This window comes from Stenotrophomonas oahuensis (assembly GCF_031834595.1).
GTDB lineage: Bacteria > Pseudomonadota > Gammaproteobacteria > Xanthomonadales > Xanthomonadaceae > Stenotrophomonas > Stenotrophomonas oahuensis.
In genome coordinates, this window is record NZ_CP115541.1 from 2042306 (window position 1) to 2065933 (window position 23628).

At 66.2% G+C, this 23628-nt stretch carries 25 protein-coding genes; 8 read left to right on the forward strand and 17 right to left on the reverse strand.

Annotation, left to right across the window (positions count from 1 at the left end; genetic code table 11):
- Positions 1-92 precede the first annotated feature (92 nt).
- Positions 93-950: a hypothetical protein gene (locus PDM29_RS08885; RefSeq protein ID WP_311193476.1), complete on the forward strand. Its 858-nt coding sequence runs from the start codon at positions 93-95 to the stop codon at positions 948-950.
- 51 nt (positions 951-1001) lie between these two features.
- Here the strand turns inward: PDM29_RS08885 and PDM29_RS08890 are convergent, their stop codons facing one another.
- From PDM29_RS08890 to PDM29_RS08950, 13 genes are all read right to left on the reverse strand, one after another.
- Positions 1002-2312, reverse strand: a complete 1311-nt coding sequence (locus PDM29_RS08890) for an ABC transporter permease (RefSeq protein WP_260341738.1) — start codon at positions 2310-2312, stop codon at positions 1002-1004.
- An 11-nt stretch (positions 2313-2323) separates the two neighbouring features.
- On the reverse strand, positions 2324-3481 hold the full coding sequence (locus PDM29_RS08895) for an ABC transporter permease (RefSeq protein ID WP_311193477.1): 1158 nt from the start codon (positions 3479-3481) through the stop codon (positions 2324-2326).
- 15 nt (positions 3482-3496) lie between these two features.
- The gene (locus PDM29_RS08900) at positions 3497-4186 is read right to left on the reverse strand and encodes an ABC transporter ATP-binding protein (protein WP_125359690.1); all 690 of its coding nucleotides are present in this window, start codon (positions 4184-4186) and stop codon (positions 3497-3499) included.
- An 89-nt stretch (positions 4187-4275) separates the two neighbouring features.
- A complete protein-coding gene (locus tag PDM29_RS08905; protein ID WP_311193478.1) occupies positions 4276-5520 on the reverse strand; it encodes an efflux RND transporter periplasmic adaptor subunit in 1245 nt (414 codons plus the stop codon).
- A gap of 72 nt (positions 5521-5592) precedes the next feature.
- Positions 5593-6132 carry a cytochrome b gene (locus tag PDM29_RS08910; RefSeq protein ID WP_311193479.1) on the reverse strand — a complete coding sequence of 180 codons (540 nt, stop codon included), beginning with the start codon at positions 6130-6132 and terminating at the stop codon, positions 5593-5595.
- Positions 6129-7232: a catalase family peroxidase gene (locus PDM29_RS08915; RefSeq protein WP_311193480.1), complete on the reverse strand. Its 1104-nt coding sequence runs from the start codon at positions 7230-7232 to the stop codon at positions 6129-6131. The genes PDM29_RS08910 and PDM29_RS08915 overlap by 4 nt, the downstream gene beginning before the upstream one ends.
- Before the next feature lie 132 nt (positions 7233-7364).
- Positions 7365-8732: a leucyl aminopeptidase family protein gene (locus tag PDM29_RS08920; RefSeq protein WP_311193481.1), complete on the reverse strand. Its 1368-nt coding sequence runs from the start codon at positions 8730-8732 to the stop codon at positions 7365-7367.
- 22 nt (positions 8733-8754) lie between these two features.
- Positions 8755-9465 carry an HAD family hydrolase gene (locus PDM29_RS08925; protein ID WP_311193482.1) on the reverse strand — a complete coding sequence of 237 codons (711 nt, stop codon included), beginning with the start codon at positions 9463-9465 and terminating at the stop codon, positions 8755-8757.
- A 9-nt stretch (positions 9466-9474) separates the two neighbouring features.
- Positions 9475-10590 (reverse strand): AI-2E family transporter, encoded by a 1116-nt coding sequence (locus PDM29_RS08930; RefSeq protein WP_311193483.1) that lies wholly within the window; start codon positions 10588-10590, stop codon positions 9475-9477.
- Positions 10591-10659: 69 nt separating this feature from the next.
- On the reverse strand, positions 10660-11109 hold the full coding sequence (locus PDM29_RS08935) for a protein sip-5 (protein ID WP_311193484.1): 450 nt from the start codon (positions 11107-11109) through the stop codon (positions 10660-10662).
- Positions 11106-11609: a phage holin family protein gene (locus PDM29_RS08940; protein WP_311193485.1), complete on the reverse strand. Its 504-nt coding sequence runs from the start codon at positions 11607-11609 to the stop codon at positions 11106-11108. The genes PDM29_RS08935 and PDM29_RS08940 overlap by 4 nt, the downstream gene beginning before the upstream one ends.
- 6 nt (positions 11610-11615) lie before the next feature.
- Complete coding sequence (locus PDM29_RS08945) at positions 11616-11981, reverse strand: hypothetical protein (RefSeq protein ID WP_282294970.1); 366 nt, start codon at positions 11979-11981, stop codon at positions 11616-11618.
- Positions 11982-12115: 134 nt separating this feature from the next.
- A complete protein-coding gene (locus tag PDM29_RS08950) occupies positions 12116-13552 on the reverse strand; it encodes a Do family serine endopeptidase (protein ID WP_311193486.1) in 1437 nt (478 codons plus the stop codon).
- 495 nt (positions 13553-14047) lie between these two features.
- Here PDM29_RS08950 and PDM29_RS08955 point away from each other — a divergent pair, with 495 nt between their 5' ends.
- A complete protein-coding gene (locus PDM29_RS08955) occupies positions 14048-14890 on the forward strand; it encodes a histone (protein ID WP_311193487.1) in 843 nt (280 codons plus the stop codon).
- A 97-nt stretch (positions 14891-14987) separates the two neighbouring features.
- Here PDM29_RS08955 and PDM29_RS08960 read toward each other — a convergent pair whose 3' ends face one another.
- Positions 14988-15350, reverse strand: a complete 363-nt coding sequence (locus PDM29_RS08960; RefSeq protein ID WP_311193488.1) for a DUF1428 domain-containing protein — start codon at positions 15348-15350, stop codon at positions 14988-14990.
- A gap of 688 nt (positions 15351-16038) precedes the next feature.
- On the opposite strand from PDM29_RS08960, the gene PDM29_RS08965 reads away from it, so the two are divergent.
- The 4 genes from PDM29_RS08965 to PDM29_RS08980 all read left to right on the forward strand — a co-directional run bounded on the left by PDM29_RS08965 (position 16039) and on the right by PDM29_RS08980 (position 19987).
- Positions 16039-16611 (forward strand): OmpO family porin, encoded by a 573-nt coding sequence (locus tag PDM29_RS08965; protein ID WP_311193489.1) that lies wholly within the window; start codon positions 16039-16041, stop codon positions 16609-16611.
- A gap of 154 nt (positions 16612-16765) precedes the next feature.
- Positions 16766-17818, forward strand: a complete 1053-nt coding sequence (locus PDM29_RS08970) for a sensor histidine kinase (RefSeq protein ID WP_311193490.1) — start codon at positions 16766-16768, stop codon at positions 17816-17818.
- The gene (locus PDM29_RS08975; protein ID WP_311193491.1) at positions 17815-18531 is read left to right on the forward strand and encodes a LytR/AlgR family response regulator transcription factor; all 717 of its coding nucleotides are present in this window, start codon (positions 17815-17817) and stop codon (positions 18529-18531) included. Before PDM29_RS08970 ends, PDM29_RS08975 begins: the two co-directional genes overlap by 4 nt.
- A gap of 112 nt (positions 18532-18643) precedes the next feature.
- Positions 18644-19987 carry an acyl-CoA thioesterase/bile acid-CoA:amino acid N-acyltransferase family protein gene (locus PDM29_RS08980; RefSeq protein ID WP_311193492.1) on the forward strand — a complete coding sequence of 448 codons (1344 nt, stop codon included), beginning with the start codon at positions 18644-18646 and terminating at the stop codon, positions 19985-19987.
- Positions 19988-20023: 36 nt separating this feature from the next.
- On the opposite strand, the gene PDM29_RS08985 is transcribed toward PDM29_RS08980, so the two are convergent.
- The gene (locus PDM29_RS08985) at positions 20024-20413 is read right to left on the reverse strand and encodes a DUF6165 family protein (RefSeq protein ID WP_125359677.1); all 390 of its coding nucleotides are present in this window, start codon (positions 20411-20413) and stop codon (positions 20024-20026) included.
- Between the two features lie 202 nt (positions 20414-20615).
- Here PDM29_RS08985 and PDM29_RS08990 point away from each other — a divergent pair, with 202 nt between their 5' ends.
- On the forward strand, positions 20616-21296 hold the full coding sequence (locus PDM29_RS08990) for a TorF family putative porin (RefSeq protein ID WP_311193752.1): 681 nt from the start codon (positions 20616-20618) through the stop codon (positions 21294-21296).
- Positions 21297-21339: 43 nt separating this feature from the next.
- Here the strand turns inward: PDM29_RS08990 and PDM29_RS08995 are convergent, their stop codons facing one another.
- Together PDM29_RS08995 and PDM29_RS09000 are read right to left on the reverse strand one after the other, a co-directional pair.
- On the reverse strand, positions 21340-22461 hold the full coding sequence (locus PDM29_RS08995) for an MFS transporter (RefSeq protein ID WP_311193753.1): 1122 nt from the start codon (positions 22459-22461) through the stop codon (positions 21340-21342).
- 37 nt (positions 22462-22498) lie between these two features.
- Entirely contained in the window at positions 22499-22966 is a 468-nt protein-coding gene (locus tag PDM29_RS09000; protein ID WP_125359676.1) for a YehS family protein, read from the reverse strand.
- A gap of 157 nt (positions 22967-23123) precedes the next feature.
- On the opposite strand from PDM29_RS09000, the gene PDM29_RS09005 reads away from it, so the two are divergent.
- Positions 23124-23606, forward strand: coding sequence for a hypothetical protein (locus tag PDM29_RS09005; protein ID WP_311193493.1), 483 nt, complete (start codon positions 23124-23126; stop codon positions 23604-23606).
- Positions 23607-23628 lie beyond the last annotated feature (22 nt).

A 23628-nucleotide genomic window follows, 5' to 3' on the forward strand; every position in this document is an offset into this window, starting at 1 on the left:
GCCAAGTTTCGCTGCGTTCCGATGTTCGCCGTCGCCGCCGGCTGCTCCACTGCCAGAGCCCGCATGTGCGGGAGCTCAAGGAGCGGATGATGATGAGACACCTGTTGTGGCTGTCACTGGGACTGGCTGCAGTGCCCGCCCAAGCGAACGAACGCCCGGAAGACCCGATTGCATGGAGCTGCTTCTATTGCAATGAAGAAGAACGCCAGGCCATGGCAATCCGCAGAGGTGAGGGCATGCACCTCATCTACACAGGGTTCAACTATGACCTTCTCTATGCCTACAACGTGCAGCGCGACGGCAGCGAGTTGGCCGTGGACAGGTGGTATCCCGCTTCCTGGGTAAGCCAGCAGTTCAACGCGATGATCCTCCAGTACCGACAGAGCAGTGGCGAGTTCTACTATGACTGGGGTCTGCTCCAGCTGGTTCCGCCCGGCTGGCCCGGCGAGACAAGCGACTCGGTGATGTGGGGACACCATGTGACCGATCTGCATCCACGGCACGCCGAAGCCCGCGCAACCGTGCAGCGCGTGTTGAACGGCTCCACAATCTTCCGTCACATGAGAGCGGATGAGTACGGTCGCGTGCTGCGCTTCGATTTCCAGCTGGATGGCACGATTCCCTACACCGCACGTCTGCGCAACGGCAGTACTGCACTGGGCTACATGGAGTTCTACTTCGATTACGACACCCGGAACTGGGAGTACCTGGGGTCGAGAGATCTACGTCATCCGATCCAGGAATCGCCGGAAGACTTCCTGGCCGCAGATGGCGGCGCGCGCTCTTTCTACTACTCCAGGACGTTCCAGGATCCTGCGCCTTACTTCCTGCAGCGCGCCAAATGGGCCAACGTGAAGGTCCATGGTGAAATGCCCTCAACTCACAGGGACGTCCGCTTCGACTGCAGCCGCATGGACGGCGAGATCAACTGCTTCGTGATCCACCTGTAACACAACACCCTGCAGCGCCCCGCCGGGCGCTGCAGGTCCCACACACAAACCTCAGGTTTCGCGCAGGGCGGTGGTGATCGGCAACCGTGCCGCACGCAGCGCCGGGAACAGCCCGCCGACCAGGCCGATACCCAGCGCCCACTTCAGCCCGCTCCACAGCAGCTCTGGCGAGACCTTGAACTGGAACACCACCTGGCTGAAATTGCTGCCGATGGTGCTGACGCTGTAGCCATTGAAGATGGCCCACGCGACCAATCCACCGAGCAGCCCGCCAATCAGCGCCAGCAGCATGGTTTCCAGCATGATCGCGGTCACCACCGGCAGGCCACGGAAGCCGATCGCACGCATGGTGGCAATCTCACGCGCACGTGTAGCCACCGCCGCATACATGGTGTTGAGCGCACCAAACACCGCACCGAACGCCATGATCGCGCCGATCACCGTGCCCAGCACACTGATCAGCTTGGTCAGCCCGCCGCCCTGTTTGGCGTAGTACGCCTTGGTGGTTTCCACGTCCAGCTTCAGGCGCGGGTCGGCGGCGACGGCCGCCTTGAACTGGTCAAACCCGGCCTTGCCATCGGTGCGCACGCTGATCGACTGCCAGGCGCCGCGCTGATAGGTGGTGGCCAGCGTTTCGGCGTCGGTCCACAGTTCCGAATCATGCGAGTCGCCGGAATTGAAGGCACCCACCACGGTCCACTGCTGGTTGCCCAGGGTCAGGGTCTGGCCGACATCCAGCCCACGGAACTGGCTCTGCGCGCCCTTGCCGACCACGATCTCGCGCAGGCCCGGCTTGAACTGCCGGCCCTCGGTCACCTTGACCTTGTCATGCACCAGCCAGCCCATCTCGCCCACGCCACGGAACTGTGCATTGACGTCGGTGCCGTCGCCCTTGGACACCAGGTTGACCACCTGCGACAGCTCCGGCGAAATCATCGGCCGGCCCTGGGCATCCTTGCTGACGCCGGGCAGGGTGGACAGCAGCGGGGTCTGCTCGCGGGTAATGACCGAATTGGTTTCGGCCTGCGAGCCGCCACGCAGCACGATCGCGGTGGTGTCATCGCCGGTGCTGTTGAGGGTGGACTGGAAGCCCTGGCCCATCGCCAGCATCGCCACCAGCACGCCGACCACGCCGGCAATGCCGACCACTACCACCGACGAGGCTCCCCAGCGCTGCGGCAGGCTGGCCACGCCAATTCGCGTTGCGGCCAATGCCAGCCGCCCGCTGCGGGTCAGCAGCAGCCACAGCGCGACCGCCACCGCCACGGCGAGTACGCCGGGCCAGGGCAGGGCGATCCACACCCCCAGCGCCACCGCGAGCAGCACGACGGTCAACGCATTCTTCAACCAGTGCTTGATCATGTCGATTCTCCTCAGCGGCCCGCCAGGGCGTCCACAATCTTCAGCCGCTTGGCGCGCAGCGCCGGCAGCAGGCCCACGATCACGCCAATGCCAATGATCAGCGCCACGCCCATCACCCAGGTCTGGGTCGGCACGTGGGGCGGCAGCAGACCCTGGGTCTTCGGGGCCAGCGCCGGCAGGATCATCGCCGCCAGACCCATGCCGATGGCCCCGCCCAGCCCGATCAACAGCACCGATTCGATCATCACCAGCACCAGCACGGTGCTGTCCTTGAAGCCCAGCGTCTTCAGCGTGGCCAGTTCCGGCACGCGTTCGCGTACCGCCTGGGCCATGGTGTTGCCGGTGAGCAGCAGCAGGGTGAAGAACACCGCGCCCATGATCGAGGTGACGATCAGGCCGATGTCGGCGAACTGCTTGACGAAGGCCTGCTGGAACGCCGACTCGGTCTGGCTCTTGGTCTCATGGTCGGAGTTGGCCGAGATCGCATCGATCGCCTGCGCCACCCGCGAGGCGTGGTCGGGGTTGTCCAGCGTGACCGTGTACCAGCTGACCTGGTTCTTGATGTAGTCGTTGCTCTCGTCGAAGTACTTCCAGTTCATCATCAACTGGCGTTCTTCGTTCGCGGCCAGGGTGCGGTCCTTGGAACGGAAGATGCCCACCAGCTGCAGCGGCCAGTCATTGCTGCCACTGCGCGGGAAGATGGTCGCCTGCAGCGGAATGGTGTCGCCGATCTTCCAGCCGAACTCCTTGGCCAGGGTCTCGCCGACCACTGCGCCGGTTCGGGTGTCCTGGAAGGCTTTGAGCTGGTCCGGCGGCAGTTGCAGTTCGCGGTACACGTCGAAGTAGTTCGGAGCCACCGAGAAGTTGGCGAAGAAGTTCTTCGGATCCTGGTAGATGCCGCCGAACCACATGCCGTAGGTGACGTCCTTCACCCCGGCCACCTGCCGCACCTGCGGCTCCAGCCGGATCGGCAGCGACTGGGTGATGGAAAGACGCGAGGCCACGATCAGGCGGTTGGCCCCTTCCACGCTGCCGCCCGAACTGAACGCCACGCGCACCGAGTCGAGCATGCCGAACAGCAGGAACGCAGCCACCACCGAAAACAGGGTCAGCAGCGTCCGCGTCTTGCTGCGGAACAGCTGCGCCCAGATGAGCGAGAAATATTTCATGGCGGCGCTCCTCCGTCAGTGCGCCGCTGGCGCGTCGGCCAGCTCGCCCTTGTCCAGGTGCACGGTATGGGTGGCGTACTCGGCGGCCTTGGGATCGTGGGTGACCATGATGATGGTCTTGCCGTGCTCGCGGTTGAGCTGCTGCAGCAGCGACAGGATCTCCTCGGCCGAGGCGCGGTCGAGGTCACCGGTCGGTTCGTCGCAGATCAGGAAGGTCGGGTCGGAGACGATGGCACGCGCAATCGCCACGCGCTGCTGCTGGCCGCCGGACAGCTCATTCGGACGGTGGCTGCGACGGTCGGCCAGACCGACCAGGGTCAGCGCGATCTCCGCGTTGCGCTTGCGCTGCGCGGCACCCAGGTGGGTCAACAGCAGCGGCAGTTCCACATTCTTCTGCGCGGTCAGCATCGGCATCAGGTTGTAGAACTGGAACACGAAGCCGACGTGGTGGCTGCGCCAGGTGGACAGCTGACCACCGCTCATGCGGTCGATGCGCTCGCCTTCAATCTCGATCTCGCCGCCGCTGGGCGTGTCCAGGCCGCCGATGAGATTGAGCAGGGTGGTCTTGCCCGAGCCGGACGGCCCCATCAGCGCCACGAAGTCGCCGCGTTGGATATCCAGGTCGATGCCATGCAGCACCTGCACCTTCTCGGGGCCGCGCTGGTAGGTCTTGGTGATGTTGCGGAGCGAAACCAGGGTGGACATGGGTGGTTCTCCGTATCAAGAGGTTTGACGCATGCACGACCAACGGTCGTGCGCTACCGGTAGGACACGACCGTTGGTCGTGTCACCCGTTATGGCGCTTGCTTCTCCACCACCGCACTGCCGTCACGCAGTTCCGGCGGTGGGTTGTTGACCACCTGCTGGCCGGCGCTGAGTCCGGCGGTGACCTGGCGGTCGTTGTTCAATGCCACACCCACGGTCACCGGCACCTGCTGCGCGTGACCGTCATCGCTGACCACGAAGGCCACGGTTTTCTGGTCGCGCTCGACCAGTGCCGACGCCGGCACGCGAACGCCCTTGGGCGCTTCTGCCTGGGCCGGTGCTGCCGCTTCCAGGAAGCTCACCCGCACACCCATTTCAGGCACGATGCGCGGATCCTTCACCTTCAGCGCCACCCGCACCTTCACCGTGGCCTTGCCGCGGTCGGCGGTGGGAATGATGGCGATCACCTCGGCCGGAATCTTCCATTCCGGGTAGGCATTCAAGGTGGCTTCCACCGGCATCTTCGGCTGCACGCGGCCGATGTAGGCTTCGCCCACCTCGACTTCGATTTCCAGCGATTCCATGTCGACGATGGTGCCGATGCCGGTGCGGGTGAAACCGCCGCCAGCCGACAACGGCGAGACGATTTCGCCCGGCTGGGCCGCCTTGGCGGTGACCACGCCGGAGAACGGCGCGCGCACGATGTTGTTGTCCACGCCGAGGTCGGCAATGGCCAGCGAATCGGCCGCCACCTGGGTGTTGCGCTCGGCGGTCTTCAGCTGCGCGCGCAGGCTGTCGCGCTGGGCGGTGGCCTGGTCGTACTGCGACCGGGAGACCAGCTGCTGGCCGACCAGCTGCTGTAAGCGTGCCGCCTCGGCATCGGCCTGTGCCACCTGTGCCTTCAACCCGGCCAGTTGTGCGCGTGCGGCTTCCAGCTGCGAGGCCGACAGGCTGCGCTGGGCATCAGCATCAATCGGGTCCAGCGTGGCCATGATCTGGCCGGCTTCCACCCGCATGCCTTCCTCGATCATCACCTCGCGGACCTTGCCGGTGATCTTGGCCGACACCGTGGCCATGCGCCGGGCCACCACGTAACCGCTGGCGTCCAGCACCGAGCTGCTGGCGGTGCCTTGTTGGATGGCCAGCACCGGGGCGGTGGTGACCTCCAGCGGCTTTTCGCGGCCGAAGGCGAACCAGCCAACACCGGCCAGCAGCACCAGGGCCACCACGGCCAATGTGATCCAGAGACCGCGACGTGGCGAGGACGGCGGCGGGGCCGCGCCCTTCTGGCGGTCGATACGAAGTTCCTTGAGCAGTTCGGCGGATGCGTTCATGGGACTCAAGACGTGGAATCGCGCCGAGTGTGACCGCAAGAATGTCCGGCGGCAAACGCCGCCCGGTGGGCGTTACCGGCCTGGGCCCCGCGCCATCGCCGAAAACACCCCGTCGCGCCGCACCCAGGCGTGGAACAACGCCGCACACAGATGCATGACCACCGTCGCAAACAGCACGTAAGCGAGCAGGCTGTGCGCGCTGCGCAGGGCCGCGTAAAGGGCCGGGCTGTGCGGCAGGATGTGCGGCAGTGCAACACCCTTCCACATCTGCACCGGGTAGCCGCCGGCTGACAGCATCGCCCAGCCCACCAGCGGCATCGCGAACATCAGCCCATACAGCAGCCAGTGCGAGGCATGCGCAGCAGCCACCTGCCAGACCGGCAGGTCGGCCGGCAGCGGCGGCGGGCGATGGCGCAGGCGGTTGATCAGGCGTACCACCGCCAGCATCAGGATCGCGATGCCCAGTGGCCGGTGCAGGTCGATCAGCGCCGGCCGCCAGTGCAGCGACGCCACCATGGTCACCCCGATGAACAGCATCGCCAGGATCAGCGCGGCCATCAGCCAGTGCAGCACCCGCGCGGTCAGGTTGAAATGTCCGCTGCTCTGCTTCATTTCGCTTCTCCCGTCGCCTTGGCCGCACCGCTGGCGGTTTCGCGCTCGCGGCGGTTGAACGACACCGAGTACACGGCCGAACGCGCGGCCAGGATCGGGTCGTCGGTGCCGTCGATGCCACTGGGGAGGATCAGCGGGTCGAAGTTGATGTCGCGGCAGGCCCCGCTGGCCTGCGGCTGCATGGCGGTGAGGCTGAGCGTGCCGACCTTGACCTGGCGGCGCTCGGCCGGCCACGGAATCGAGGGGTCATTGATCGCATCGGAAGGTTCGGCCAGGGTCACCCACATTTCCCATTGCACCGGTCCCTGTGTGAGGCGTTGCTGGAACTCGTCGGCCAGATAATCCAGCCCGGCCTGCGCGCGCTGTTCGGCGCTCATGGCTTCAAACGCAGCCTGCGGACGCATGCTCCAGCGCACCACCTGCTCCTTGCCGGCGGCATTGGTGAAGCGGAAGCTGTTGACGCCGTTGTAGTCGGTATTGGCCCAGCTGGTCGACCACGGCGCGCTCTTGGCCCACTCGCCAAACGCGCGAACCGAAGGGTACTTTGCCGCCACCGCTGCCATCTTCGCCGGGTCGGGTTTGCCGGTGGCGGGATCGGGAATCTGCGCCTTGGTCTGTTCCAGGAAGGCATCGGCGGTGGGCACGGCGAAGAACGGGAAGCTGTTCATGGCCGTGCGCCATTCCTGGCCGTCGTCGGTCACCAGCTGCAGCGCCATGCTGCGCACGCGCGCGTTTGCATCGGCACCATGCGGGTCGGCACCGCCGATCGACATGCGGCCCAGCACCGGTACCTGCTGCTGGCGGAACACCCGCGCCGAGCTCAGTTCAGCACCGGCGGGCAGGCCCTGGAAGGTGCCGGTAACGCACACGCCTTTGCTGTGCGCACGGCGGAAGCCCGGATGCCTGGCTCCGGTGGCTTCAATGGTGTCAGTAAAGGACTGCGCCGTAGCGCGGTCGCGCCCCAGCCAACCGGCCAGCCAGGCAAACGCCAGAATCAGCAGACCGGCAATGAAGGCAATCAGCCCGATCCACAGCAACGGGGAATGCCGGCGGGGTGCACCGGGTTCCTGGCCGGCACGGGTGTAGCGGAAGAGCGACATGGGCCAATACCTGCCTTCACGAAGTGAGTGGGTGGGCTGGCGCTCATCCTCGCAGAACCGGTGTCCGGCCGATATTCACATTTTCGACAAGGTTGAAAACGACGATCCCCGCCGGGGCGGGGATCGTGGGTATCAGGCGTACCGCGTCTTCAACATCTGCCACGCCGAGCGCAGCGCCAACGCCTCACCACCGGCCGGGCGGCCCGGGCGCTCGCCGTCATTCCATGCGTACACGTCCAGGTGTGCCCACAGCTGGCCTTCGCCAATGAAGCGCTCCAGATACAGTGCGGCGGTGACCGAGCCGGCCATGCGCGAGCCGGCGTTGGCCAGGTCGGCAATGCCGCTGTGCAGGTAACGCAGGTACGGACGCCACAGCGGCATGCGCCAGACCGGGTCGCGGGTGCGGTCGCCGGCTTCCAGCCACTGTTGGGCCACGCGATCATCGTTGGTGAACAGCGCCGGCAGATCCGGGCCCAACGCGATGCGCGCCGCGCCGGTGAGGGTGGCGAAATCGAGCAGCAGCTCCGGCTTCTGCTCGCTGGCGTAGGTGAGCGCGTCGCACAGGATCACCCGGCCTTCGGCGTCGGTGTTGTCGATCTCGATGCTCAGGCCCTTGCGGGTGGCGATCACTTCGCCCGGACGGAAGGCGTCCGGACCGATCGCATTCTCCACCGCCGGAATCAGCAGGGTCAGCTGCACCGGCAGCTGCTGGGCCATGATCAGTCCGGCCAGTGCCAGCGCGTGCGCGGCACCGCCCATGTCCTTCTTCATGTTGCGCATGCCGTCGGCCGGCTTGATGTCCAGACCGCCGGTGTCGAAGCACACGCCCTTGCCGACCAGCGCCACGTGCGGCGCACCGGTCTGGCCCCAGCGCAGCGCGATCAGGCGCGGCGCGCGGTGCGAGGCGCGGCCCACCGCATGGATGGCCGGGAAGTTCTGCGCCAGCAGTGCCTGCCCGGTGATCACCTCGATCTGCGCGCCGTGGGCATTGGCCAGTTCACGTGCGGCGTCTTCCAGCTGCTGCGGGCCCATGTCTTCGGTCGGGGTGTTCACCCAGTCGCGCACGCGCAGGCTGGCGGTGATCACGTCGCGCACTTCCGCCGACGGGTTGGCCACCAGCTGTGCCGGGGCGCGGTTGGGCTTGCGGTAGCGGGTGAAGCGGTAGCTGCCCAGGCCCCAGCCGAGGTGCAGCAGGGTTTCAATCTCCTTCGGCAGCGCGTCGGCCAGCTGCCACACGCTGCCTTCCGGCAGTGCGAACGGCGCGTGCGCGTAGGCATAGGCATCGCCCGGATCACCCACGCCGACAATGGCACCGCCGATACCGGCGTCGCCCGGCAGCAGCACCACGCTGCCGCCGCTGCCGTTGAAATGCTGCGCATCCAGCCAGGCCACCAGCGCCGGGGACTGCTGCGCGCGCCAGGCGGCGAACTGTTCGCGCTCCATCACGTGCAGCGGCAGGGCCTTGGAGGAGTCGGAGGTGAAGCCGTTGATCTGGGTCATGCGGGAAGGGTTCCGTAGTGGATCAGGCGCGCGCTGCGCCCGGGTTGGCATCGAGCCAGTCGGCCAGCCCGGTCAGGGTGTCAAACTGCAGGTCAGGCTGCAGCGAAGGATGGGTCCAGGTGTGGGCCTCGCGGTTGATCCAGCAGCCGCGCAGGCCGGCCTCCATCGCCCCCACCACGTCCATGTCCATGTGGTCGCCCACGTGCAGCACGTGGGTCGGGGCTACACCCAGGCGCTCGCAGGCGGCGTGGAAAATGCTGGCCGCCGGCTTGGCCGCGCCGTGCTCGCGCGAACCCAGCTGGAACGCGAAGTGGTGGGCCAGGCCGATCCGCTCAAGGTCGGCATTGCCGTTGCTGACCGCCGCCACCGGCACCCGCGCGGCGATCCGCGCCAGGGCGTCAATGGCGTCCGGGTAGCACTCCACCTGGTTGCGCGCGGCGTAGAAGGCCTCGTACGCCGGCTCCAGCAGGTCCAGGCTGGCCCCGCTGTTTTCCAGCGCCTCACGCAGGGTCAACCGGCGCAGGCCGCTCAGGTCGTAATGCAGGTGAGGGTTGTCGCGGAAGGAGCGCTCGCGCAGTTCGCGCATGGCCGCCACCGGGTACATTTCAGCGGTGGCCGGGCTGTGCTCCAGCATCCACGTGTGCAGCACCTGGTCGATGCGGGCCCCGATGGGGGCGAACGGCCACAACGTGTCGTCGAGGTCGAGGGTGATGGCTTGGACAGGGAAATTCACCCGGCCATTCTACTCCAACAGCCTTGCCCACCCCTGAGTGCCATCCAGCCGTGCCAGCACCAGCTTGATGCACACCAGCAGCGGCACCGACAGCAGCAGCCCCACCATTCCCCACAGCCACCCGAACACCATCAGCGCCAGGATCAGGATCAGCGGCGAAATCGCCATCTGCCGCCCCAGCACGATCGGGGTGATCACCTGGCCTTCCACGGTATGCAGGGCCAGGTAACAGGCGGCCGGCAACAGCGCCTTGAACGGGTCGCTGAACTCCACGAATCCCATCAGCAGCATCAGGGTGACCCCGATGAACGGGCCGACATACGGCGCGAAGTTCAGCAGTGCCGCCACCGTGCCCCACAACAGGGCTTCCTGTACGCCAATGCCCAGCAACAGCAGTATCCCGGAAAACACCAGGCCGACCAGTGTGTTGATCACCGTAATGGTCAGCACATAACGCGACACCTCGCGTTCAATCGAACGCAGGATGTCACTGGTGAAGCGCTGCTGCTGGCGGCTGGGGAACAGCGCGATGGCGTGCTTCTGCAGGTTCTGCCCGTAGATCATGAAGAACAGCGTCAGCAGCACCACCGCCAGCACCGAAGCGGCCAGTTTCGGGGCGCGGGTCAGCACCCGGTACGGGTCGTCCAACTGGGTGCGGACGATCTGCACCCGGCGATTGGTCTCGCCACCGGCGGCACGGGCGAAGTTCTCCGCCGCCAGGTTGGCCTGCTGCACCGGCTTGGTCAGGTTCTGCACCTGCCTCGCCACCTTGCGCAGCTGCTGCGGGGCTTCCTGCGCCCAGTCCATGGCCGGACCGACCAGTTGCACGCCCAACGCGGCGGCACCACTCAGGCCCACGCCAATGACCAGCACCGCGGCCAGGAAACGAGGAATCCACAGCCGGCCCAGGAAGCGCAGGATCGGGTTGCCGACCAGGGCGAAGAACATCGCCAGCAGCACCGGCAGGATGATGTCCTGCGCCGCCCACAGGGTGTAGCAGACCGCCAGGGTGGCCAGGACCACCAGCGACATCGGCGCGCGCGGACGCGGTGCGGGTGAGGCCGGGGCAGGGCTGTCGGGCTCAGGCACGACCACATCGGAAGAGGGAGTCACCGGAACGCTCATGCCGATTGCCTGCAAGGTAGTGCCCGGCATTCAGCCGGGCGGATCGTGTTGGGGTCGGAATACTACTGCTTACCGTTCTGAAACGTCGGTAGCGGCTTCCGCCGGCTGCGGCTGCGGTTCACTACGCGGGGCGGCCGCTGCGGGCTGTGGCTGAACGCGCGCTGCGGCGGCCGGGGCCACGTCATCGGCGACGTCATCCACCTTGTCAGCCGCCTGTTCGGCAGTGTCGGCCGCTTCAGCGGCCTGCATCGAGGCAAACGCGGCCTGCGCGCTGGCCAACAGGCTGGATACCGAACCGATCATCTGCAGCCAGCGTGCGCCGTGGAAACGGGTCTTGCCCGGCTCCAGCTTGCCGGCGATGAAGCCACCGGCCAGGCCTACGGTGATGATGCGCAGCGGCGTCCAGCCCTCGCGCCAGACCTTGCTGAGCGTGAACCAGTTGCTCTGGGTTTCAACGCTGCGGATGACCACCACCTGTTCGGCGCGCTTCACCCGCTGGCGCAGGGCTTCAAACTTCATCGCGTGCGCTCCGTCTCGTCGTCGCGGCCTTCCGGGTCGTCGTCGTGGGGTTCGTCGAACAATCCCAGCCGCGCCAGCTGGCGCCGGGTGGCGTGCATGCCGGTATGGCGGAAGAAGAATGACACCCGCCAGATCGCGTAACCGGTCACCGCCAGGCTCAGCACCGAGGTGATCAGCAGCGAGTGGAACCATGAAAGGCCCCACCGCTGCATCAGTGCGATCAGGGTGCCGGCCAGCAGCAGCCAGGCCGAGGCACCGAACACAATCGCCACGCCGCTCCAGGCCAATGCCCGTCCAAACGCGCTGCGTGCCAGCGCGAACTCGAACGAGGCCAGCCGCCGCAGCGAGCGCAGCGTGTGTTTGGCCGAATCCACCGTGGCGCGGCCGGCCTGGCCGACCTCACGGATGCTCTCGTCGAGGCCGGGAGCCTTGTACGCATCACCGTCCGGTGGCGGGTTTGCCGCGCCACCGTCGGGGGGCAACTGGGACTGATCGCTCACGCCGGATTACTTGTCGCCGCCGCTGCGGGCCAGCTTGGCGATGATCCAGCCGGCGGCGAAGGCGACGCCGAACGAGGCCAGCGGGCGTTCCCGGATCAGTTCGGCAGCGCTGTCGACCAGGTCCTTGCCCTTGTCCATCAGTGCGTCGACCTGTTCCTTGGCGGCGGCACCCCCGAACTCGGCAGCGGCCAAGCCGGAAAGCGCGGTGTCGGACAGCTCAGCCTTGACGTTGGCCTTGCCGATACGCAGTTCATCCGTAGCGGCACCTGCCGCACCCTTGATCGAGCTGCCCGCGGCGCTGGCGGCGGACTTCAGGTGCGAACCGGCTTCACCCAGGTGTTCCTTCAGGTTCTCGGTATTGGTGGGGCTCATCGTGTATCTCCTGTATGCGATGGGGAAGGTGACCGCGGATGACCCCGGCGGTAACGAACGCCATCAATAGCATCGCCGGGGTGTAGAGGGTGTTACGTATCTGCGTGGTGCACGTCAAGGTACACCACGCCGGTTCAGCGCATCACCAGCTGGCCGCTGGCCCCGCCGCGCACGATCCGTAGCACCAGCTGCTGCGGACGCTGCTGGAAGTTGGCGCGCCAGCTGGCGAGGTCGGCAAATTCGCCGGCGCTGGCCTGGATGATGACGTCGCCGCTGGCCAGCCCGCTATTGGCCGCGCGGCTGCCGCGCTTGACCTCACTGACCACCACGCCGCTCAGTCCTGCCTGACGCATCGATTCCGGAAGGTCGGCAAACGTGGCACCGGTCAGGCGCGGGTCCAATGACTCGCCGGTGACCGCACGCGGCTGCTCTTTCAGCACGGCCTTCAATTGCTGCGCCTTGCCGTCGCGACGGATGTCCAGGGTCAGCGTGCTGCCCACCGCCTGCAGGCCTTCAATGTTGTGCAGCGCCTGCGCGCTGTCCACGCGCTGGCCGTTGGCCGACACCACCAGATCGCCCGGCTTCAGCCCGGCTGCGGCCGCGCCCGAGCCCGGCAGCACGCGGGTCACCAGCGCGCCGCGGGTTTCGCTCAGGCCCAGGCTCTGCGCCAGCTGCGGGGTCAGGTTCTGGCTTTCAAGACCAAGCGTGCCGCGCACCACTTCGCCATGCTTGACCAGCTGATCGACCACATCGCGGGCCAGGTTGGATGGAATCGCCAGGCCCAGGCCGATGTTGCCGGCCATGCTGCCCTGCGGATTGAAGCTGGCGGTATTGATGCCGACCAGCTGGCCCTGCAGGTTCACCAGCGCGCCGCCGGAATTGCCCGGGTTGATCGAGGCATCGGTCTGGATGAAGTTCTGGTAGCCCAGCCCGCGGATGCCGCTGCGGCCGACCGCCGAGACGATGCCTGAGGTCACGGTCTGGCTGAAGCCGAACGGGTTGCCGATCGCCACCACGAAGTCGCCCACGCGCAGTTGGGTGCTGTCGCCGAGCTTGATCTCGGTGAGGTTGCCGGCCGGAATGCGGATCAGCGCCACGTCGGTATCAGCATCCGAGCCGATGAATTCGGCCTTCACCGTGCGCCCGTCCGACAGGGTCACCTGCACGTCGTCGGCGTTGTCGATGACGTGGTGGTTGGTCAGCACCAGGCCTTCGGCGGCGTCGATGATCACGCCCGAGCCCAGCGATTCGTTGATTCGTTCCTGCGGCACTTCCGGGAACAGGCGGCGGAAGAACGGGTCGTTGAAGAACGGGTTGCGCACCCGCACCACCTGCTTGGTGTTGACGCTGACCACCGCCGGCATCACCCGCTCCAGCATCGGGGCCAGTGACGGAACCGGCTGCCCGGCGACCGACGCCGGCAGCGCTGCGGTGGTCGGCACGGTCAGTGCGGTAGCCGGTAGCGGCGCGGCGTCGGCGCGGTTGTCCAGGTGGGCGTTGATGGCCGAAGCCACGAATCCGCCGAAGGCGGCAGCAAGGGCAAGCGTCAGTAGAGTGGGCAGCGGGCGCATGGCAGATCCGGCGTGGGAACGGGCAGGGCGGGGAACGGTGTGGGCATACGGTAAACCAAGCTGAATGAGTGTGTAGGCAATGGCCTAAACCGGCGATGAAAAATGGCCGCTGCGCGGTCGGCCGGAGCCCGGGCCGGGCAGGTTCGTCGGTAGCCGCGAACACCGATGACACCGTGGCATCTGCCGCGCGCTGCCACCGCATCGCTGCGCAATTCCGCGCTGCAGCGCCGTCTGGCACGCTGCGCGCAGGCGGTTTCGATGATCGTTCCGCACAAAATTCGCGGTGATGTGGAGCGCCGTTCTGAGTGATGTAACGCGCGCGCGGATGCTGTTTTCAAGGGGTTTGCTACACAAGCGGGGTGGTCGCGCGCGGACGGCGCTGCGCGCGCGCCATGGCGGAGCACATGGACAACGCGCAAAAGTCGTTCCACGATCCGCATTGCCGGTATAGCATCGCCAGCGATTTGACCAACCTAGCCCCCTTGGAGGCAACAAATGAGCAATGGAAACGGTGTGGCGACGTCCCTGTCGCAGGGCGTCGAAAGCGTTAAAGAAACCGCTGGCAATGTGGGCGAAGCCATCGCCACCACCGCCGAAGAAGCAGTGGCCTCGGTGAAGAAGACCGTCAAGCGCGCCCGCAAGGCTGCCACCACCCAGGTTGCCAAGGTCAAGAAGGCCGTCAAGAAGGCCGAGAAGACCGTTGCCAAGAAGGCCGACAAGGCCGCCAAGACCGTCAGCAAGCGTCTGGCTACTGCCAAGAAGAAGCTGGAAGTTGCCAAGAGCAACGCCAAGGCCGAAGCCGCTGCCCTGACCAAGAAGGTTGCCAAGAAGAAGGCTGCTGCCGAAAAGGCCGTCACCAAGACCACCAAGGCTGCCGGCAAGAAGGCCGCTGCTGCCAAGAAGACCGTGACCAAGAAGGCCGCGGCCGCCAAGAAGACCGTCGGCAAGAAGGTCGCCACCGCCAAGAAGGCCGTGACCAAGAAGACCGCCGCTGCCAAGAAGGTTGTCGGCAAGAAGGTTGCCGCCACCAAGAAGGCCGTGACCAAGAAGTCCGCCGCCGCCAAGAAGGTTGTCGGCAAGAAGGCCGCCGCTTCGAAGAAGGCCGCGACCCGCAAGACCGCCGCGACCAAGAAGGTTGTCGGCAAGAAGGCTGCCGCCACCAAGAAGGCCGTGACGAAGAAGTCGGCTGCCGCCAAGAAGGTTGTCGGCAAGAAGACCGCCACCGCCAAGAAGGCCGTTGCCAAGAAGTCGGCTGTGGCCAAGAAGGCCGTCGCCAAGAAGACCGCGACCGCCAAGAAGGCGGTTCGCAAGGCTCCGGCCAAGCGCGCCCGCAAGTAAGCGCGTCCCACCGCTGCCCGCCTCCAGGGCGGGCAGCGGTTTCCACGTCGCGGCCACACCCGCCGTGCCAGCAATGACGCCGGCCGCCAGGCGGCGCTTACTTTTTCTCCAGCACCACAATCGGCACGAAGCCACCGTAGATCATCCGCTTGCCATCAAACGGCATCGGATTATTGGCCGGGTCCATGCGCGGATCGTCCATCATTTTCTTCATGCCGGCGTCGCGGGTGGCTTTGTCCGGCCACTCAATCCAGGAGAACACCACGGTTTCGTCTTCCGTGGCCTGCACCGAGCGGAAGAAATCGGTCAGCTTTCCGTGCGGTACGTCGTCGGCCCAGCATTCGAGCACGCGCAACGCGCCAAATTCCATGAATACCGAATCGCCCTCATTGGCGTGGTCGATGAACTTCTGTTTGTTGGCAGTCGGTACCGCCAGTACGAATCCGTCTACATACGACATGTGCAGCCTCCGGTTGGGAGCGGGTGCGCCACCACGGGCACCTTCATCAGGTACGACGCACGGGCGTGATGAAAATCGACCGTGCCGCCCAGGCCGTGCCGGAACTGTGACGAATACCCGGTAACCGGTGGTAATCAAAATAGAATCAATGTGTTAACTGAGTTTATCGCTGCGTTGCAGCGTGAATGGGGTAAGGAAAATCCTAACCTTGGTGAGGAATTGTCTGATAGGCGAACTGGAGTTTCCGGACCAATATGGGCGGGCCGGGCAGGATGCTCACTCACTGTGACCTGCAGTTCGACGCCTGAGCTGCGTTGGCCCCGGTGCACCACGGAGATTGGACGCGTTAGCCGACTACTCCCCAAGAGCGGCTTCCCCAGCGCGTGACGCCCCGCAAGGGTATCGTCGTGACCAGCGCTCCTTCTTTTCTCTCTTGAGTTTCCTGAGGTTGCCGGGCATGGCCCGGCACTACGCTGCGTTTCATTCTTCTGAGGTTGCCGCCCAGCGGCCGGCACTACCGTGCGCGCACTCGCGTGTACGCGCCTTCGCCTGAACACATCCCAAAAATTCAGCGTGTTGAATGCGGCCAACTTCAGGGCGCGTTGTGTCGAATAACGGAAACTTTGCATTCCCGATGCAGCAGCCGATCGTTGCCACTGCACGACATAAGAAAGAAAGGATGTACCGCATGAAGACTTCGTTGATCGCCTTGGCCCTGGCTGCCGCCCTCCCGTTCACCGCATCGGCCGCTGAAGGCCTGTCCTACAACTACGCCGAAGGCAACTACGTCAAAACCGACGCTGACGGCGGCAAGGCTGACGGTTGGGGCGTGAAGGGCTCCTACGGTTTCCTGCCGAACGTGCACGCCTTCGGTGAGTTCAACCAGCAGAAGACCGACATCGGCGATTTCAAGATCGACCAGTGGCGCGTCGGCGTGGGCTACAACCAGGAAATCGGCAGCAGCACCGACTTCGTCGGCCGCGTCGCCTACAACAAGTTTGACCCGCGTCACGGCCTGGACTTCAACGGCTACAGCGCTGAAGCCGGCATCCGCACTGCCTTCGGCCAGCACGCCGAGGTGTACGCCATGGCCGGTTACGAGGACTACAGCAAGAAGCACGGCATCAATCCGGATAGCCAGTTCTACGGCCGCCTGGGTGGCCAGGTGAAGCTCAACCAGAACTGGGGCCTGAGCGGTGACCTCAAGATGGACCGCCACGGTGACAAGGAATGGTCGGTCGGCCCGCGCTTCAGCTGGTAAGCGGCGCTTGACCGTTTGCCGCGCGCTGCATGCGTGGCAACCAGGGCCCGGCACTGCCGGGCCCTTTTTTGTGCGCGTCGTCATGACCTGTGGGATGGGTAAGGCGTGTCTGTCGCTGCCACACTCGGCGGCCGCTTCCGCACCGCCACACCGTATGCTCTCTGCTGCTGCCGCGTCGCCTCCGCTGTATCGCTTCGCCGTCGGCATGTGGGCGTTGCTGATCATCAGCAGCGCGCCGGCGGTGTACCTCAGTCAGGGTATCGGCGGACCTCTAGGTGGATGGTTTCATGCGGTGGCCTTCATCGTCGGCAGCTACCTGCCCTGGATGCTGGCAACGCCGGCACTGTGGCTGCTCTGTCGGCGCTGGCCACTGGGCCTGGGCCGTGATCTGCACCACGCAGGCTATCTGCTGCTGCTCGGCGCAGGGGTGACCCCGGCCTTGTCGGCATTGGGCTGGATCCTGGGTGCCTGGATGGCGCAACTGCATCCCTGGGGAAGCCTGCCCAGCGCAACGGTGGTCGCGCGGGCCATCGCGGTGACTGCCTTGTTTGCCGCGCCCACGTTTGTGGCGGTGGTGGGTATCGGCCAGACCCTGGCCTTCGTGCAGCGCTACCGGCGGCGTGGTGCGCTGCTGGAACAGGCCCGGCAGGAGGCATTGCGCCAGCATCTACAGCACCACTTCCTGTTCAACGCGCTCAATGCCATTGGCGGGCTGGGCTACCAGCGCCCCGCGGATGCTGATCGTGCACTGGCACGGCTGTCGGACCTGCTGCGTGACGCCATGGCATGCGCCGCGCAACGTGCGTTGGCCGACGAAGTGGCGGCCGCCAACGACTACCTGGACCTGCAGCGACTGCTGCGAGATGTGCCGTTGCAGGTGGACTGGCAGGTGGTGGGTACGGCATGGCGCTGCGCCGTGCCTGGGCTGTTGCTGCAGCCCCTGCTGGAGAACGCCGTGCGCCATAGCGGCTGGGAGCAGGGCACCGCAGCCCTGGACATCCGGGTGCGCGCTGAGCGCATCGGTGCGCGGCTGCATCTGAGTGTGCATAACGGCTGCGGGCTGGCGGGCAGGTCGCCCCCGGCGGGGTCCGGCACCGGCCTGCGCAATCTGCACCAGCGCCTTCAGTCCCTGTACGGTGAACGTGCCGTACTGGACGCGCGGCCTCTACCCGATGGCTTCCGCGTCGACGTGCAGGTGCCGGTGTGAGCGCCCCGCTCAGCGCGCTGGTGGTGGAAGACGTGCCGCTGGCCAGCGCCAAGCTGGTGCGCCTGCTGGACGCGCATGCCGACATCCGCGTGGACGGCACGGCACGCAGCGTGGCCGAAGCCGACGCTTTGCTGAAGGCACGCCGCTTCGACCTGCTGCTGCTGGACATCCAGCTGCCCGATGGCGACGGCATGGCGCTGGCCGCGCGCTGGCCGGCAATGGCCACCCGCACCATCTTCATCACCGCCCACCACCAGCACGCGCTGCGTTCCTATGCGCTCGGGGCGGCAGACTATCTGCTGAAGCCGGTCGACGCCGATCGCCTGGCCATGGCACTCGACCGCACGCGGCGATTGATCGCCCCACCTCCGCCGGCAACGTCGGGCGAGGGGCTGGCGGTGAAGCAGGGTAGCCGCACCGAGTTCCTCGACCCGGCCCGGATCGACTACATCGACATGGCCGGCCATTACGCCTGTGTCCATGTAGGTGCGCAGGTGCACCTGCTGCGCGAAAGCATCACCGAGCTGGCTGCACAGCTGGGAGGTGCGGGTTTGCTGCGCGTGCATCGCTCGGTGCTGGTAAATCCGCAGCGGGTATATGCGTTGTGCGAGCGGCGTAATGGCGACGCGATGTTGGAACTGGCTGGCGGTGTGCAGCTGCCACTGAGTCGCACCTATCGGAAAGCCTTGGAGGACGCGCTGCGCGCGCGCTGACACGGTTGGTGCCAGTGCGCGCCCGGTTGGCACCATGGCAGGGCGAATCGAGTGTCGCCGAATAGGTCCCGACCTCATGATTGCCGGCCATGATCAATCAGAGGCCCGGTCCATGCGCGTGTGCTTTTCCTTGCTGATGTGGGCGCTTGCCGCGCCATTGGGTGCTGCCGAACTGCACGTTGGGGTATTGGAAGAAGGGGCCGATCGCGTTCCGCAGATCCGCGTGACCGGACTGGGTGCCACCGAGCCGGTGGAACTACGCCTGGACATGCACGATGCGCGCGGACAGCGCTGGCAGTCGCGCGCGCTGCTGCGTGCGGACCTGGAGGGAGTGATGGACACGAAGGTGGCCGCAGCGCAGCAGGGAACCTACCGTGGCGTGGATGCCAGTGGCCTGATCTGGTCGATGCGGCCGGAAAGTGGCAACGGCAGTCCCAGCCCGTTGCCGCAGCGCATGCAGCCCGGCGCCCTCACCTTCGCGCCGGTGCCGATGCGGCTCTCCGCCTATCGCAATGGCCAGTTGCTGGGCGAACACACCCTGCTGCGTCACTTGTCCACTCCAGCGGTGACGGCCCGCGAAGTGCGCATCGGCGGGGTAACGGCGCGGCTGTACCTGCCCGGACCGACGGACGCCAGCGGGAATCCCCGACCGGCCGTCATCACCCTGGGCGGAGCTGAAGGCGGCATCGACAGCGCCAGCGCCTATGCGTCCTGGCTGGCCAGCAATGGCTACGTCGCCTTGGCAGTGGCGTACTACCGCGTACCTGGGCGGCCGAAGGACCTGATCGGCGTGCCTATCGAACCGGTACTGCAGGCGGTGGACTGGCTGCAGCGGCAACGCGGGGTGGACCCGCAGCGGATCGGGGTGATGGGCGGGTCGTGGGGCGGCATCGTGGCGATGGCGGCTGCGGCGCATGACCCACGCATTCGTGCCGTGGTGTCGTGGGTCGGCAGCCCTGCGCCGTTCCGGGGCATTGCGCGTGATGTGCCGCCTGCGGATTTCCGGGGTGTGGACCTGCCGGCGCTTTCATACCGGGGACAGTCGCTGGGGTATCTGCCCTTCGATGAAGGTGCCGACTGGTCGCGTCCGACGGCGCAGCAGGCGCAGGTCCTGGAGCACGCGATGCTGCCGATTGAACGCATCAACGGGCCAGTGATGCTTGTGGCTGGAGGCGATGACCAGCTGGGCGACTCGGCGCGGATGGCCGCGGTGGCGCAGCGCTGGCTGCGCGAGCGGCGCTCCATTCCGCAGCCGGATGAAGTGGCTTACTTCGCGGATGCCGGGCATCTGATTACGCCGTTCCTGCAGCCCACGACCTTCCGCCATCAGACCGGCCCGTACATTCCGGTCGGTGGTACGCCGGAGGGGTATGCATGGGCGGATCGGGAGTCGGGGCCGCGGGTGTTGGGGTTTTTGGGGCGGGCGTTGGGGGCTGGGGGTACTGCGGAACGATGATGGTGGTGCAGCCACGCAGGGCGTGGCTCTACGCGGTTATTCGCCTTGGTATTGTTTTTCTTCTACGAGGTGCGAGCCGGCGATGCGGTTGATCTCGTTCTTCACTTTTACCCGCTCGCCATTGGTGCCGTAGACGCCGCGGGCCAGCTGGATGAAGTCGTCATCGAAGGTCTGGGCGGCTTCCTTGTCGCGCAGGCGGTCCTGGATGTCCCACATGCGTTCGTTGATGACCTTCAGCTGCGACTTCAGCGCGTCCAGGCCCGGCTGCGCGGACAGCTGCTGGTGCCACAGCGGCAGCAGGCCATCCAGCTCGGTGCGGACATTGGCGACCTTGCCGGCATCGGTGATGCGCTCGGCCTTGATTTCCAGAATGGTGATCTTGTCGATCAGTTCGCCAATCGACACCGGGGTCAGGATCGCGTCCACGTGATTCTCGCTGCAGGATTCAAGGCCCCCATGATACCGCGCGTGAGCTGAAGGCTCCGTCGCGGTCTTTACGTGGAATTTGCGCCGTGGCTGCCCCGCGCGAATGGCTCCGTTATGCCCGTGCTGGCGACACTGGGCGCTTCAACGGCGTGGCCGTTTTCTGGAGTGTTTCAACGTGGCAAAGCAGGCAGCAGGGCGCACGATGCGCCGCATGGGGGCGCTGGTGATCGGCATGGCGATCAGTGGTTCGGCGCTGGCCGGCGTGGACGGCAACGCGACATTGACCACCGACTATGTCTGGCGCGGCAGCTCGCAGACCCTGGAAGACCCGACCGTGCAGGCTGGCGTCAAGCTCAGCAGTGAGTCCGGCTGGTACGGCTCGGTCTGGGGCTCGGGCGTGTCTTTCGAGCCGGACGCCGGCGCACGCAGCGAGTTCGACTTCGTGGCGGGCTGGGGCGGTTCGCTCTCGGAAGACTGGGCCCTGGACGTCAACCTGACCCACTACATGTACCCGTCCACCGACCAGGGTGTCGATCTGGACTGGACCGAGCTCAACGGCACCGTGACCTTCAAGGGCAACTACTGGCTGAGCATGGGCGTGTCCGACGACGCGCTGGCGTCTGATACCACCGGTACCTACGCCCAGCTCGGCGCGCGTTTCCCCATCAACGATCAGTGGCGCATCGAAGCTGCCGTAGGCCAGTACTTCCTGGACAAGGAGTACGCCGACGATTACCTGCACGGTCAGCTGAGCGCCATCTGGAAGGTGCATGGCCCGTGGGAACTGCGCCTGACCGCGCACGACACCGACAATGCAGGCAAGCGCCTGTTCGGCAGCAACGCCGGTTCACGGGTGGAGTTCGCGATCCAGACCGCGTTCTGAGGGGTACCACCGGGTGCGCCGGGCCTGTGCCCGGCGACCCCGCTCAGCGCTTGCGCAGGCCCCAGGCCAGCAGCGCCATCATCGCCACGGTCGCGCCGGTCAGGCAGACGCCGGTCCAGCCGAAGCGCTGGTACATCTGCGCCGAGACCAGCGAACCCAGTGCGCCGCCGATGAAATACCCGGTGATGTAGCCGGCATTGAGCCGGTTACGTGCTTCAGGGCGCAAGGCGAACACCACGTTCTGGTTGCTCACGTGCAGCAGCTGCGCGGCCAGGTCGAGCACGATCACACCGACCAGCAGCGCGATCAGCGAGTGCGCGGAGAACCCCAGCGGCAGCCACGACGCCGCCAGCAGCACCAGCGCCACCGTGGTGGCCAGACCGGCCTTGCCACGATCGGATAGACGCCCGCCAATACCTGCGGCCAGCGTGCCGGCCGCGCCTACCAGTCCGAACAAGCCGATGGTGGCGTCGCTGTAGTGGTAGGGCTCGGCCGCCAGCAGGAACGCCAACGGCGTCCAGAAGATGGCGAACATCGCAAAGCTCAGCGCGCCCAGCAGCGTGCGCAGGCGGAACACCGGTTCCTGCGCGAACAAGGTGCCAATCGAGCGCAGCAGTGCGAAGTAGCCCAGCCCGGCATGCTCATGGAAACGGGGCAGAGTGCGATACAGCGCCAGCGTGGTCAGCACCATCGCTCCCGCGGCCATCCAGTAGACCGTGCGCCAGTCGCCCAAGGAGGACAGTGCGCCAGCGACGGTGCGTGCCAGCAGAATGCCCAGCAGCAGCCCGCTCATCATCACGCCGACCACGCGGCCGCGCTCTTCCGGCCGGGCCAGGGTGGCGGCGAACGGCACCAGCACCTGCGCCACCACCGAGAACAGGCCGGTCAAGGCGGTGCCCACCACCAGCCACAGGAACTGCTGGCTAAGTGCACTGATCACCAGGCCGGCCGCCGACAGCAAGGACATCACCACGATCAGCCGACGGCGCTCGAACATGTCGCCCAGCGGCACCAGCAGGATCACCCCCAGCCCGTAGCTGAGCTGCGCGGCGGTGACCAGCATGCCGGCCCGCGCAAAGCTGATGTCGAGCGACTCGGCGATGGTGTGCAGCAGCGGCTGGGCGTAATAGTTGCTGGCCACCGCCACACCCGTGGCGAAGGCCATCAGCAACACCTGCCAGCGGCTCAGCGGCGCATGCGTCTCAACCACGGACGCGCAGGGTCAGTCCCTTCAGGAAGTTGCGCAGCATCTGGTCGCCGCAGGCGCGGTAATTCTTATGGTCCGGCTGACGGAACAGGGCGGACAGTTCCGGCTTGGAGACAGGGAAGCCGGCGCTTTCGAAGATGGCATGCATGTCCACGTCCTTCAGTTCGAAGGCCACGCGCAGCTTCTTCAGTACCAGGTTGTTGGTGATGCGCTTTTCCACCGGACGCAGCGGCTGGCTTTCGTCGCGGCCGCGGTAGTGCACGATCAAGCCGTCCAGGAAGTGGGCCAGGCTGCGGTCATCACAGGCGATGAAGCCGGCCTCGTCTTCCTTGCGCAGCCAACCGGCCACATCGGCCGGGTCCACCACGAATGCCGGGTCGGCCAGGGCACAGGTGTTGGCGACCATGGTGTCGCTCAGGTCGAGCATGTAGCGGATGCTGCGCAGTACATCGTTGTTGATCATGGGGGTTCCAGTACCGCCGGCGCGGCTGCGCGGCTGGCTGCCATTTTACCCCGGGGCGGCCGGTTGCCCCGGTTGCAGTCGTTACGGCTGTCATCTGGCTGCCATGAAAGTGAAGCACAGTGCCGGCCTCAGGCATCAATTCCAGGTGGAGCGGGCAATGCGCAGGTGGCAGGTACTGGCGGGTGTGGGCATGGTCTGGCTGGCCGCAACGGCCGCCGCGCAGGCCCCGTATGTGGCAATCGAGCAGCGCGTGGACCCGCAGGCGCTGGCCGAGGTGGGGCTCACCCCCAACCAGCTGCAGACCCTGAACCGCCTGCTGCGTGAGGCCGAGCAGCAGGCTCCGGCCGCGCCTGCGCCGGTCGCGCCGGTTCCGGCACAGGCCCCGACGGCAGCCCCCATGTTCGCCGGCCTCGACGACGGTCCCATCGAAGCCCATGTCACCGGAACGGTGGACGGCTGGCAGCCGGGCACCGTGTTCAGCCTCGACAACGGCCAGCAGTGGCAGGTGCTCAAAGGTGACATGAAGCTCAAGAAGCCGGTCATCAACCCCGCCATCGTGGTGGTGCCGGGCATCGCCGGGCGCTGGTTCCTCCAGGTCGACGCAGACCTGCCCAAGGCGCGCGTGTTCCGCATCCGCTGAGTCCGCCAGCGCGGGCAACACA

Bases quoted from the DNA above. Each gene is read 5' to 3' on its own strand.
- PDM29_RS08885 (WP_311193476.1), top strand. From the start codon at position 93: ATGAGACACCTGTTGTGGCTGTCACTGGGACTGGCTGCAGTGCCCGCC.
- PDM29_RS08890 (WP_260341738.1), bottom strand. From the start codon at position 2,312: ATGATCAAGCACTGGTTGAAGAATGCGTTGACCGTCGTGCTGCTCGCG.
- PDM29_RS08895 (WP_311193477.1), bottom strand. From the start codon at position 3,481: ATGAAATATTTCTCGCTCATCTGGGCGCAGCTGTTCCGCAGCAAGACG.
- PDM29_RS08900 (WP_125359690.1), bottom strand. From the start codon at position 4,186: ATGTCCACCCTGGTTTCGCTCCGCAACATCACCAAGACCTACCAGCGC.
- PDM29_RS08905 (WP_311193478.1), bottom strand. From the start codon at position 5,520: ATGAACGCATCCGCCGAACTGCTCAAGGAACTTCGTATCGACCGCCAG.
- PDM29_RS08910 (WP_311193479.1), bottom strand. From the start codon at position 6,132: ATGAAGCAGAGCAGCGGACATTTCAACCTGACCGCGCGGGTGCTGCAC.
- PDM29_RS08915 (WP_311193480.1), bottom strand. From the start codon at position 7,232: ATGTCGCTCTTCCGCTACACCCGTGCCGGCCAGGAACCCGGTGCACCC.
- PDM29_RS08920 (WP_311193481.1), bottom strand. From the start codon at position 8,732: ATGACCCAGATCAACGGCTTCACCTCCGACTCCTCCAAGGCCCTGCCG.
- PDM29_RS08930 (WP_311193483.1), bottom strand. From the start codon at position 10,590: ATGAGCGTTCCGGTGACTCCCTCTTCCGATGTGGTCGTGCCTGAGCCC.
- PDM29_RS08935 (WP_311193484.1), bottom strand. From the start codon at position 11,109: ATGAAGTTTGAAGCCCTGCGCCAGCGGGTGAAGCGCGCCGAACAGGTG.
- PDM29_RS08945 (WP_282294970.1), bottom strand. From the start codon at position 11,981: ATGAGCCCCACCAATACCGAGAACCTGAAGGAACACCTGGGTGAAGCC.
- PDM29_RS08950 (WP_311193486.1), bottom strand. From the start codon at position 13,552: ATGCGCCCGCTGCCCACTCTACTGACGCTTGCCCTTGCTGCCGCCTTC.
- PDM29_RS08955 (WP_311193487.1), top strand. From the start codon at position 14,048: ATGAGCAATGGAAACGGTGTGGCGACGTCCCTGTCGCAGGGCGTCGAA.
- PDM29_RS08960 (WP_311193488.1), bottom strand. From the start codon at position 15,350: ATGTCGTATGTAGACGGATTCGTACTGGCGGTACCGACTGCCAACAAA.
- PDM29_RS08965 (WP_311193489.1), top strand. From the start codon at position 16,039: ATGAAGACTTCGTTGATCGCCTTGGCCCTGGCTGCCGCCCTCCCGTTC.
- PDM29_RS08970 (WP_311193490.1), top strand. From the start codon at position 16,766: ATGCTCTCTGCTGCTGCCGCGTCGCCTCCGCTGTATCGCTTCGCCGTC.
- PDM29_RS08980 (WP_311193492.1), top strand. From the start codon at position 18,644: ATGCGCGTGTGCTTTTCCTTGCTGATGTGGGCGCTTGCCGCGCCATTG.
- PDM29_RS08990 (WP_311193752.1), top strand. From the start codon at position 20,616: ATGCGCCGCATGGGGGCGCTGGTGATCGGCATGGCGATCAGTGGTTCG.
- PDM29_RS08995 (WP_311193753.1), bottom strand. From the start codon at position 22,461: ATGGCCTTCGCCACGGGTGTGGCGGTGGCCAGCAACTATTACGCCCAG.
- PDM29_RS09000 (WP_125359676.1), bottom strand. From the start codon at position 22,966: ATGATCAACAACGATGTACTGCGCAGCATCCGCTACATGCTCGACCTG.
- PDM29_RS09005 (WP_311193493.1), top strand. From the start codon at position 23,124: ATGCGCAGGTGGCAGGTACTGGCGGGTGTGGGCATGGTCTGGCTGGCC.